General features: G+C 40.5%; 12 protein-coding genes. 4 read left to right on the plus strand and 8 right to left on the minus strand.

Annotated elements, in window-relative coordinates; all coding sequences use genetic code 11:
* Window positions 1–30: 30 nt before the first annotated feature.
* The 3 genes from OFN98_RS07845 to OFN98_RS07855 are packed head-to-tail and all read left to right on the plus strand — an operon-like array spanning window position 31 to window position 1,580.
* Window positions 31–861 carry a prephenate dehydrogenase gene (locus tag OFN98_RS07845; RefSeq protein ID WP_270870023.1) on the plus strand — a complete coding sequence of 277 codons (831 nt, stop codon included), beginning with the start codon at window positions 31–33 and terminating at the stop codon, window positions 859–861.
* Window positions 862–891: 30 nt separating this feature from the next.
* Entirely contained in the window at window positions 892–1,323 is a 432-nt protein-coding gene (locus OFN98_RS07850) for an adenylate kinase (RefSeq protein WP_270874945.1), read from the plus strand.
* A complete protein-coding gene (locus OFN98_RS07855; protein WP_270874946.1) occupies window positions 1,323–1,580 on the plus strand; it encodes a hypothetical protein in 258 nt (85 codons plus the stop codon). Before OFN98_RS07850 ends, OFN98_RS07855 begins: the two co-directional genes overlap by 1 nt.
* Before the next feature lie 148 nt (window positions 1,581–1,728).
* On the opposite strand, the gene OFN98_RS07860 is transcribed toward OFN98_RS07855, so the two are convergent.
* From OFN98_RS07860 to accD, 5 genes are all read right to left on the minus strand, one after another.
* Window positions 1,729–2,655 carry a tRNA dihydrouridine synthase gene (locus OFN98_RS07860; protein WP_270874947.1) on the minus strand — a complete coding sequence of 309 codons (927 nt, stop codon included), beginning with the start codon at window positions 2,653–2,655 and terminating at the stop codon, window positions 1,729–1,731.
* Between the two features lie 63 nt (window positions 2,656–2,718).
* A complete protein-coding gene (locus OFN98_RS07865) occupies window positions 2,719–3,720 on the minus strand; it encodes a LapA family protein (RefSeq protein ID WP_270874948.1) in 1,002 nt (333 codons plus the stop codon).
* 2 nt (window positions 3,721–3,722) lie between these two features.
* Window positions 3,723–4,079 carry an RNA polymerase-binding protein DksA gene (gene dksA / locus OFN98_RS07870; protein ID WP_270859227.1) on the minus strand — a complete coding sequence of 119 codons (357 nt, stop codon included), beginning with the start codon at window positions 4,077–4,079 and terminating at the stop codon, window positions 3,723–3,725.
* Between the two features lie 7 nt (window positions 4,080–4,086).
* Entirely contained in the window at window positions 4,087–4,539 is a 453-nt protein-coding gene (locus OFN98_RS07875) for a 23S rRNA (pseudouridine(1915)-N(3))-methyltransferase RlmH (RefSeq protein WP_270876660.1), read from the minus strand.
* The gene (gene accD / locus OFN98_RS07880) at window positions 4,539–5,444 is read right to left on the minus strand and encodes an acetyl-CoA carboxylase, carboxyltransferase subunit beta (RefSeq protein ID WP_270866609.1); all 906 of its coding nucleotides are present in this window, start codon (window positions 5,442–5,444) and stop codon (window positions 4,539–4,541) included. The genes OFN98_RS07875 and accD overlap by 1 nt, the downstream gene beginning before the upstream one ends.
* Window positions 5,445–5,530: 86 nt before the next feature.
* Here accD and recO point away from each other — a divergent pair, with 86 nt between their 5' ends.
* Complete coding sequence (recO, locus tag OFN98_RS07885; protein WP_270859224.1) at window positions 5,531–6,145, plus strand: recombination protein RecO; 615 nt, start codon at window positions 5,531–5,533, stop codon at window positions 6,143–6,145.
* Window positions 6,146–6,152: 7 nt separating this feature from the next.
* On the opposite strand, the gene OFN98_RS07890 is transcribed toward recO, so the two are convergent.
* From OFN98_RS07890 to OFN98_RS07900, 3 genes are all read right to left on the minus strand, one after another.
* On the minus strand, window positions 6,153–6,881 hold the full coding sequence (locus tag OFN98_RS07890; protein ID WP_270866607.1) for a tetratricopeptide repeat protein: 729 nt from the start codon (window positions 6,879–6,881) through the stop codon (window positions 6,153–6,155).
* 47 nt (window positions 6,882–6,928) lie between these two features.
* The gene (locus tag OFN98_RS07895) at window positions 6,929–7,708 is read right to left on the minus strand and encodes an OmpA family protein (protein WP_270865344.1); all 780 of its coding nucleotides are present in this window, start codon (window positions 7,706–7,708) and stop codon (window positions 6,929–6,931) included.
* Window positions 7,709–7,770: 62 nt separating this feature from the next.
* A partial coding sequence (locus tag OFN98_RS07900; RefSeq protein WP_270876661.1) for a YadA family autotransporter adhesin occupies window positions 7,771–10,776 on the minus strand: 3,006 nt, incomplete at its 5' end.

Below are 10,776 nucleotides of genomic sequence, written 5' to 3' on the forward strand. Positions count from 1 at the left end.
TTAATCAAAAAGAATTTACAAAGGAAAATTATGAAAATAGGCATTATAGGCTTAGGTTTGATAGGTGGCTCGCTCGGGCTTTGTATGAAAAAATCAAAGATTATTAGCACGGTTAGCGGATATGATATTTCTAGGGAAAACGAAAAAGAGGCTTTGGAACTGGGGCTGGTGCATGAAATTTTAAGTATCGAGGAAATGAAGCAAAAATGCGATGTGATTTTTCTCGCAATCCCAGTCGAGGCGATTATCACGACGCTAGCCCAGCTAAAAGACGCGCGCAAGGAAACCACAATCATCGATTTAGGAAGCACGAAATTTAAAATTTTGCAAAGTTGCCCGCCAGAGATTAGAGGAAATTTCATCGCCGCTCACCCTATGGCAGGCACGGAAAACTCAGGCCCAAGCGCGGCATTTTCAGAGCTACTAAATGGTGCAGTAGTCGTCATCTGCGACGATAACAATGCCGATGAAATGCATGTCAAACGCGCGGTTGAAATTTTTTCGTTTGCGGGTATGAAGATTGTCTTTATGGATGCGCTCAGCCACGACCACCATGTGGGGCTCATCTCGCACCTGCCACACGCGATTAGCTACTCGCTCGTAAATAGCGTTTTAAAAGAGGAAAATCGCCGAAATATCATAAATTTAGCCGGCGGAAGCTTCACCGGCATGGCAAGAATCGCCAAATCAAGCCCTGAAATGTGGGTCGATATCTTCAAACAAAACAAAGAAAATTTGTTAAAATCGATAGAGTCTTTCAAAAAAGAGCTTCAAATTTGCACCGATATGATAGAAAACGAAAAATGGAGCGAGCTAGATAGCTGGATGCACAGCGCAAGGACACTGCGCGAGATTTTGTAAATTCTGAAAGTTAATAATAAGATTTCTGCTATGGTAGATAGAATTGGAAACTTTATAATAGCCATTGCTCTTTTTTTATCCGCAATACAGGCTTTTACAAAAAAAGAAGTATTGATAAAGTCCTTTATGCCAAAAGCAAATTTAGACTTTGGATATTTATGGTTGATTGTTGGAATTTTATGTTTATGCCTAAGTTTTGCATTTTTTTATCTAGCTTTCCGCTCCGAAAAAAGCATAAAACGATATATTCAATTTATGCGTTGTAAGCAATGTAGGGAAATATATCCATATCGCGAAGTAAAAGATAAAAATATGATTTGCCCTAAATGTGGTGGCAAACTCCAAGATTATGCCGAATTTGAAAAAGAACAAGAAAAAGAAAAACAAGCCGAATTTAAAGAAGCTGAAAAATTCCAAGAGGAGTGGATTAAAAAAATAAAAGAAGAAAGAAAAAATCAATAATGATTTATCAAGCCTATAAAACAAACAATGAATTAAAACTTAAATTTAAACTACTAAATTTAAGTTTTCTTTCTTTATTTTTATATTTTATGATTTTTCAAAACTATATAAACGCCATAAATTTACACGCTTCAAATTTAAAATCAAACAATGCAAACATAACCACAAATTCCCATACAGAATTTACAAATAAAAGTGGCATCTTAACAGCCACTATCACAGACAAAGGCAAAATCACAGAAGCCCAAATTCTTTAAATTCATTGCCACAAATTTAAAATTCAAGGTCAGTGTTGTTGTAAAATTTCAAAACTTCGTTCAATGATAAATTTAGGTTAAATTTTGCTTCGAATTTTACTGGATTGCACGATGAGCGCGTCATCTCGCAACGACAAAAAACCAAAATTTAAAAAAACTCCAAAATTTTATCTCGCATTAAATTTGCATTTTCTATGTGATTTATCTCTTCGCGAAATGCGCTAGCGTTTGCGTAGCCCTTGGAGTATTCGTGCAGGTGCTTGCGGAAAATCGCCACGCCGTGCGCCCCATAATGCGCTATCATCTGCGCAAAATGCTCCAAAATAATCTCTTTTTTCAGCTCCGCGCTCGCACTTTGCCCCTGCTTAATCTCGGCGAAAACCCACGGGTGCCCGATACTTGCCCTGCCTATCATAAGCCCGTCTGCGCCGGTCGTGCTTCGCACAAATTCGGCATTTTGCGAGCTAATGTCGCCGTTGGCGATGAGCGGGATTTGCACGGCACCTTTTGCCTGCGCGATTGCGTCGTAATCGACCTGCGCGCTGTATCCACCAGCCCTCGTGCGCCCATGCACCGCGATGAAATCAGCCCCGCCTCGCTCCACCGCGCGCGCGATATTTTCGATATCAACGCTAGCAAAGCCAAGCCTAACTTTCGCGCTTACGAATTTTTTATTTGAGTGAGTTTTGATGATTTCTAAAATTCTGGTTAGCTTATCCAAATCCAGCAAAAGCGCCGAGCCTGAGTTTTGCTTCACGACCTTTGGCACAGGGCAGCCGCAGTTTAAATCAATCCCGCAAAATCCGTCAAATTTATTCAAAATCAAAACCGCCTTTTTTATCACTTCCTCGTCGCTTCCGGCGATTTGGACGAAAAAGGGCTCTTCTGCTTCGTTTTTTTCTAGCATTTTTAGGGTTTTGTCGTTTTCAAACACCAGCGCATTTGCGCTAATCATCTCGCTTATCGTCGCGTCAGCGCCGAATTTTTTCACCACACCACGCAGTGGCGAATCTGAAAACCCAGCCAAAGGCGCCAAAAAAAGCGGTTTTGTCTCGAAAAATTTATTTAAATTCATTGATTGTGTAAAAATGGCGCGAATTTGCAAATTTACAAAATTTACAAATTCGCGCCCCGAAATTTAGAATATCAGCGAAGCTGGCACTGATTTGCCATTGTCGCGTAAAAATAGCAAAATTTGGAATTTATCAAATTCGTCGCCGTCGCTCATGTGGAGCTGCTCTCTTAGCTCATCAATCATACCAAGCTCATATAGCGCATACAAATACGCCTCTGTCGCGCTTGAATTTTGGTTTTTGAGCCTTTCAAAAAAGGTTCTGTATTGCTCCGGATTTAGGTGGTCTTTGAGCTTTTTGGCAAAATAAATGAAGTCTTTGTCGCTGAATTTATCGCTATTTATGAGATTAAACAGCTCCTCGCTACTAACCTCAAACTCGCTCTCATCGGCAGCGCGCTCTACGATACGCTTGATATCGTCGTTATCTTGGAATTCTTTATAGGTTTTAATCGCGCTATAATCGCCCTTATCAACTAAAATTTTATATGCTTTTTTGGTGATTTGATCGTTATAAACGCCCTTTGTTTTTAAAATTTCGCGCGCATAATCAGGCTCGGCATCAAGGCGGTTTAGCTCGTTTTGTAAAAACATACCGTTTGATTTAGGGAGTTTGTATTTTTTCAGATCCACGACCTCGCCGTTTTTTACCTTTTCGACGACATCGACTATCTCTTTTAGGCTTTCGTTTTTGATATCAAGCTCGCTACTATCATACCATGGAGATAAAATTTTAGTTATATCGCTTGGATCTTTGAAAAACTCTGTTTTGAAATTTCGGTTCGTTTCTAATCCTAATAAAACCTCTTTTGTCATCTCGTCATACGAGCTTACATCTTTTTGTATAGCGCGGTTTTTGCGATAAACCATAAAACCATAAAAGCCCAAATGACAAAGTGCAAGTATCATATACAAAGCTAATGGCAGCACTACCCACACAGCCACAGGCAGTGTGAGAGAGTATCCAAGCACGCTTAGGGTGTAGCTCGCGCTTTCTTGCGTGAAAATCACAGCTGCGATGATACCGATATATATCACTGAATATACAAAAAATTGTTTTGCCTTCATCATTATCTCCTTTGTGCTTTTTCGGCAAGTTCTTTGCAAGAAATACATAGTCTTGATTCTGGGCGGACTTTTAGCCTTTCTGGGCTGATTGGCTCGCCACACTCCAAACACTCGCCATAAGTGCCATTTTCAATGCGTTCTAGCGCAGAGACTATTTTATTTAGGCTCTCTCTTTGTTTTAGCCCAATCGAATACTCAATCGTCAAATCCGTATCCATGCTAGCTACATCAATCTCATCTGTCGCGCCGTGCTCTCTAAGCTCTTCGATATCTTTTGTCGCGCTGTTGATATTAGCGCTTAACTCGGCTTTTCTTTCTTCTAAAAGTTTTTTGTAAATTTTCAACTCACTTTTTTTCATTTTACCCTCACTTATGGTATGGATGATTTGCATTTATACAAAGCGCACGAAAAATTTGCTCAAAGAGCATAAGCTTTGCAATTTTATGTGCCAAAGTTAGCTTTGTTAGGCTGATGATTTTATCGCATTTGTCCTTAAAATCATCGCTTAGCCCATAAGCACCGCCTATGAAAAATGAAACCAAATTTTTCCCGTCTAAAATTTTAGCAAATTCCATACTATCAAGCTCTTCGCCCCTCTCGTCAAGGGCGATATTATAACCTTTTAATCTAGGCATATAAACCTCGTCATACGCCCTAAGTGCGCTGGCTCTATCGATCGTCTGAGCCTTTGCGATACTAGCGTTAAAGAAAATTTCATCTTTTATACTAGCAAATTTAGCCGACATTTTGCGATATTCGTTTAGCTCGCTCGCAAATTCGTCGGTGCCTTTTTGTATAGAATTAACGATAATCTGCACTATTCGTCTTCTTCGCCGTGCGTATCAAATAGCCCCTCATCGCTACTATCATCGAGTTGGACTGGGGTATTTGTTAGCATATTTACCATATCGCTTAGATACTGACGCATTTGCGCTCTTGGCACGATAGCGTCGATCAATCCATGTTCTAGCAAAAATTCTGAGCGTTGGAAACCCTCTGGCAAATCTGCTCCGATTGTTTGTTTGATGACCCTTTGACCAGCAAAGCCAATCAATGCACCCGGTTCAGCAATGATGATATCGCCTAGCCACGCAAACGACGCACTAACTCCGCCCATCGTAGGATCTGTCAAAACAGAGATAAATGGGATTTTATTTTCGCTTAAAATTTTAAGCGCAGCCGAAGTTTTGCTCATTTGCATTAGCGAATATGTGCTTTCTTGCATTCTAGCTCCACCGCTAGCCGAGACGATAATCAAGGCTTGCTTTTTATCAAGCGCGCGTTTGACGGCTCGCACGATTTTTTCGCCCTCTACTGAGCCAAGGCTTCCGCCCATAAAATTAAAATCAAAAACGACCAATTGCACAGGTTGTTTTGAAATTTTAGCCTCGCCAGCGACGACAGCACTCGTTCTGCCTGTCTTTTCCTGCCCCTCGCTTATGCGTTTTTTGTATGATTTTTTATCAACAAATTTAAGCGGATCAACGGGTTCGAGGGTTTTATCACACTCTACAAACGAACCCTCATCGCAGATTAGCGCGATTCGCTCATCTGCGCTAAAACGCATGTGATAGTTACATTTAGGACAGACATGGTGGTTTTGTTCCACCTCCTTAAAATACATCAAAGAAGCACAACCAGGACACTTAACCCAATGCGCAGGTGCCTCAGAAGCTTCTGGTTGGGCTCTACGAATCTTTGAAAACAAATCTCCAAAATTCATAATATTCCTTTAATTTTGCAAAATTAAACTCTCAATTTTAACCTATTTTTCTTTATTTAAATTTAAAATTTCGCTAGAATATAACCATGCAAGGATTTATATTAAAAGTCACAAAAATCAAAGACGAAGATTGTATAGTAGATGTGCTATGCGCTGACGCCTTGGTGCGCGCGTATCGCTTTTATGGTGCCAGACACCCAAATATCACACAAGGATACAAAATAGATTTTGAGCTAGTCTCAAACCAAAATTTCCTCCCGCGCCTAAGCAATGTCATGCACCTAGGATACGGTTGGCTCGCAAATAGAGAAAAACTCATTTTTTGGCAGCAATTCATCAGGCTACTAGGCGCGCATTTAAAGGACGCAAACGAGCTTGATAAATTTTACTATGAGCTTTTAAATTCCGCTGCTTCGCGCTTTGGCCGCCAAAATCCACGCCGAATAATCATCGAAAGTTACGCCAAAATTTTGGAATTTGAGGGCAGGCTCCACAGCGAGCCATTTTGTTTTTTGTGCGACGAAGAAATTAGCGGCGCAGTATCACTCACACGCGGATTTTTGCCCGCTCACGAGCATTGTTTGCACCAAAAAGGCTTTAAATGGGGCGAAATTTTGGAATTTTTGCAAAGTCAAAATTCGCTAAATTTAGAAGACGACGCGGTTGAAAGGCTGTATGCTATCACGCTTCAAGGCTTCTAAAATTCGGCTATTTACTTAGCTTTTTATACTCCGAGCATGAAATTTTATCGCCCATAGCGCAGGCTCTGGCGTAGTAGTTTTTCGCCCCTTCAATATCGCTTTGACCTTGGAAGATAATGGCTAAATTTCGGCACGAAGTCGCGACATCTAGCTTGCAAAGTCTATCTGTGTAAAAAATCGCTGATTGGATATTTTCAGGCGTGCCCTGGGCTTTAAAATACAAATTTACCAAGGTTTCGCAAGAATCTTTATTGCCGTTTTTGCAGTCATTATCCAGCCTTGCCACGGCTTTTGTGTTTTCTAGCGTCACAAGGGCATTTTCGCAGTATTCGTCCTCGCCGTTTTTGCACAAAAACGCGCGAATTTCACTTAATCTTTTTTTGTTTTTATTCGAAGCAGAGTGCAATCTCTCAGCCCCTTTGCACGAAAGGACATTTTTTTGCTTACAGCCGTTTTCGTATAAATTCAAGGCTGCGTTTTTATCTGCCTTGATTCCAAGGCCATTTTCTAGCATTTGCGCATAAGCCACGCAGGCATTATCGTGCTTTTTATCGCACGCTTTTTTAAAAAACAAAACCGCGCCCTCATCGTCTTTGGCAGTGCTTTGCCCCATATAAAGCAAAAGTCCCACCTCATAGCACGCCTGCGCGTCGCCCTTTTCGCACGCGATAAATTTAGTGTCTTCAATAGCAAATAAATTTGAGAAAAATAAAAAGATTAAAATTAGTTTTTTCAAACTAACCCCTTTGAAGTGAAATTTGGGCTAAGATTAGCCCAAATTTGTTAATAAATAGTTTTGATTACGACGCGTCTATTTGGTTTGAGGCACTCTTTTAGCGCGGCACCTTTTTCGCCCGGGCAGAATTTAACCTGATCTGCCTCGCCCATGCCGATAGCTTGGATTTTGCTAGCTGGGATTCCATTTGCGATAAGCTCGTTTTTGACCATATTTGCGCGTTGTTGAGATAGAGTTTTGTTATAAGCGTCGCTTCCTAGCGGATCAGTGTAACCATAGACCTTGACGCTTCTTACCATATTTACATCAATATCCTTGGCGACAGCTGCGATTTTTTCGTGGCCCTCGGCTTTGAGATTGTCTTTGTCGAAGTCAAACAAAAAGTCAGATTCTAGCTCGACATTTTGGTTCGGTAGCTGCACAGGGGCTACATTGGCACAACCTTTTGGATTATAAAATGTGCTTCCTACGCGATAATCTTTGTCGTAGATGATTTTGAATTGGCAAATTTTATCAGGATCGCCAGCTTTTTTCTTTAAATTAAATACATAATCCCACTCTCTAACCGCATACAAGCCCTCTTGGTGGTGCGGGTGACCGATTAGGAAATATACTTGGTCTTTGCTCATACCTTTTTCTACTTTGCCCAAATTTTCGGCATTTGGGTGAGTTGGAGCGTCGATCCATGTTTTGTTCATATCCAAAAAAGTTACATCGTCCCATTGCATGACGCCGTCTTCTGGGATATTGTCGCTTACATGAGTGGTGCAACCACTAAAAAATAAAATTCCAGCTAAGCTTAGAGCTGATAGTAATGATTTTTTCATTTTTTACCCTTTAAATTTAAAAAAAGCGAAACCGAAATTCATCGGTTTCGCACTAGGCCACCTTAGAAGTGGAAGCCCAAAGACGCGCCTGCGCCAATGTTGTCTTGTGTATCGACTGAGATAGATGATTTAAATACCCATTTACCATTGTCTGACATTTTTGATAGACCGATAGATAGAGCACCCTCATCTTGATAATAACCAGTACCCACACTTAGCATACCCTTACCAGGGATTGTAGATTGTGGTAGGTTGCCGATAGCGATAGCAGAAGCGACACCAGCCCTAGCCTCATCTCTAACATTATCAATTTTTTTGTCTAAATTATCAATTCTTTGATTGATATTTGTTATGTTGCTACCCAAATGCTCAGCGATACCCTCGATAGCAGAGTATAGTTGTGAGCCGTTGATCGCATCGGTGCTGTCTTTGCTGATTAGACCAGGTGCGACATTTTGGATACGGCGAGTTTCATTAGCATTACCCACGCTTACTACGCCTTTGACTTGGTCGCCACCAGCGAAATTTTTCATACCAATTACGACATTTTCGCCAGCTGCGTTTTTCGCAGTTACACTATCACTAGTATAAGCGTTATTTGTGCCTTTACTTCTAGTGCCTTCGCCAACATAAGCTGTTCTGCTACCTAAGAATAATGAATCTGCAACTGTGCTAGTTACATCATTGCCCATTACAAATGTATCATTTGTAGATACATTGTTATTATTACCGATTACATAGCTTCCATCGGCCCCTGCTGCTACGGTATTTGGATCACCAAATGCACCTGCGTTGTTAGCATAGACTAGGTTACCAGTTCCAACTGAAATTGATTGTTTTCCGCTAGCTTGTGCGCCATTACCAATAGCGATAGATTGCTCGCCGCTTGCATTTGCATTATCGCCAACAGCTAATGATGATTTACCACTAGCGTCTGCTTGATAACCAATAGCTGTCGCATGTCCGCCACTGGCTGATGAATCAACAGTATTCTTCCTTTGTTCTTCTGGTTTGAAATTTTCATCTTCATTTGTATGGAAGAATTTAATACCTTGCTCGTTCATCTTAGAAATCGCAGTTACGACATTGTTTGTAACATACTCACCTTTATCTTTGACATTGTAAGTTTTTAGCGTTACAGTTTTGCCTTTTTCATCTTTTGTTTGAACTACATTGTTAAATGTATTGCCATTCTCATCAGTGTAGTTTTCAACAGTGTAATTTCCAACTAGCTCTTTTAATTGAGATACATTAACTGCGTCAGTTGGAGCCTTACCAGCTGCTACATTTTTGACTTGAACCGGACCTGTTTTCTCGCTACCGTCAGCATTATAAGTAACCATACTTACAGTGCCGTCAGAATTTTGTTTAGTAGCGACTTTCAAGTCATAGTTCTTACTACCGTCAGTATTTGTTGTCTCTGCAATTTTTACAGAGCCATTTTTTGAACTAACAGTATTTGGAGCTTTAATTTTGCCTTCAACCGCTTTTAACTGAGATAAATTGACAGCATCAGTTAAGTCAGTGCCTTCTGCAACATTTTGAATTCTGTTGCCACCCATATCGACATTAGTTTTGGTTATAGTTGGACCACCTGCAATAGTCAAACCATCGTTGTTGATAGTAGTATCACCAGCTTTAACACTTCCGTCCTTTCCTAGGTCAATATTTTGAGCAAGTTTAATGATTAAATCGCCACCAACATTTTCTACACCGATATTGCCCTCTGTTAGCTTAGCATTAACAGTGGTGTTACCTTTGATATTTAGCGTTTCGTTAAGTTTTTTGCTTACGACATCGCCTTTATCACCTTTAAATTTCAAGCCGTCATTTAAAGTAGCGACAGTCTCAGGATTACCGCTAGCATCTTTGTAGGTAATTCTAGTATTGGTTGTGCCGTTTTGACCAGCGTCAGCAGGATTAACTTTTGCTACCGTAATATCTGCACTTACAGCATCATTTCCATCTTTACCGTTAGTAATCTTAATGTGACCTTCACCAGTATTGTCATCTGCAAAGATTTCTACACCAGCTTTACCATTTTTGTTATTGACTGTTACAGCACCGCTTTCTGCACTATCACCCAAGCTAAGTTTATTAGCAAGTTTTAGGTCGTAAGTAGTGTTATTATCACTAGCAGCAAGTTTTAGATTGCCATCTGTGTAAGAGCCATCATCAGGTGCTTTTGTGCCACCATTGACAGTAACTTTTGTTCTATTGCCCTCGGCTGCTTTTTTGAGTTGTGAGCCGTTGATGGCATCTGTTGAAGTATCAGAGATATCACCGTCAGCTAAATTTGTAATCTTAACTGGTCCTCCGTTTTCATCACCAACTTTAATGTCTCCATTATCGTTGCTGATTTTTGCACCATCTTTGCCGAAGTAAATACTTCCAGCTTCTGTTAAATTTACATCCTTAGCAAGTTCAACAACTAGTTTTTCGCCATTATTGATAACACCAATGTTACCAGTAGTTAGTTTATCTTTACCAGCTGTATGAGTTCCTACTATATCTACTTGCTCATTTAGTTTTTTAGCGATAGGGTCATTAGTGCCGTCTCGGTAATTACCCTCAAATTTCAAGCCGTCATTAAGCGTAGCGATAGTCTCTTTCTTGCCATCTTCTGTTGTATAGACAATTCTTGTTTTTTCGTTTGTCTCTTTAACACCAGGTTCGCCTTTTTCAAGAGTAATATCAGCTTTAACTGCGTCATTACCATTTTTGCCATTTAAGCCGATAGTTCCATTGCCGTCTTTTGCAGCGATAGTTACACCATCATTGCCATCTTTGTCGATAACTTTGATTTGACCATCTTCGCCAGGTTTTCCAGGTGTGCCATCGCCTGCCTCACCTATTGTTAGGTTATTAGCAAGTTTTAGGTCATAGGTGTTGTTATTTTCACCGCCATGAGTAAGTTTTAGGTTACCACCTGTGTAAGCACCTTTTGTTCCAGCCTCTGTGCCACCATCGACAGTAACTTTTGTTCTATTGCCCTCGGCTGCTTTTTTGAGTTGTGAGCCGTTGATGGCATCTGTTGAAGTATCAGAGATATCACCGTCAGCTAAATT

The sequence above is a fragment of the Campylobacter sp. JMF_15 NE4 genome, from assembly GCF_027737645.1.
GTDB lineage: Bacteria > Campylobacterota > Campylobacteria > Campylobacterales > Campylobacteraceae > Campylobacter_B.

What these genes read in the sequence shown, in the direction of transcription:
- OFN98_RS07845 (WP_270870023.1), top strand. Translation starts at nt 31, where the DNA reads ATGAAAATAGGCATTATAGGCTTAGGTTTGATAGGTGGCTCGCTCGGG.
- OFN98_RS07850 (WP_270874945.1), top strand. Translation starts at nt 892, where the DNA reads ATGGTAGATAGAATTGGAAACTTTATAATAGCCATTGCTCTTTTTTTA.
- OFN98_RS07855 (WP_270874946.1), top strand. Translation starts at nt 1,323, where the DNA reads ATGATTTATCAAGCCTATAAAACAAACAATGAATTAAAACTTAAATTT.
- OFN98_RS07860 (WP_270874947.1), bottom strand. Translation starts at nt 2,655, where the DNA reads ATGAATTTAAATAAATTTTTCGAGACAAAACCGCTTTTTTTGGCGCCT.
- OFN98_RS07865 (WP_270874948.1), bottom strand. Translation starts at nt 3,720, where the DNA reads ATGAAGGCAAAACAATTTTTTGTATATTCAGTGATATATATCGGTATC.
- dksA (WP_270859227.1), bottom strand. Translation starts at nt 4,079, where the DNA reads ATGAAAAAAAGTGAGTTGAAAATTTACAAAAAACTTTTAGAAGAAAGA.
- accD (WP_270866609.1), bottom strand. Translation starts at nt 5,444, where the DNA reads ATGAATTTTGGAGATTTGTTTTCAAAGATTCGTAGAGCCCAACCAGAA.
- recO (WP_270859224.1), top strand. Translation starts at nt 5,531, where the DNA reads ATGCAAGGATTTATATTAAAAGTCACAAAAATCAAAGACGAAGATTGT.
- OFN98_RS07895 (WP_270865344.1), bottom strand. Translation starts at nt 7,708, where the DNA reads ATGAAAAAATCATTACTATCAGCTCTAAGCTTAGCTGGAATTTTATTT.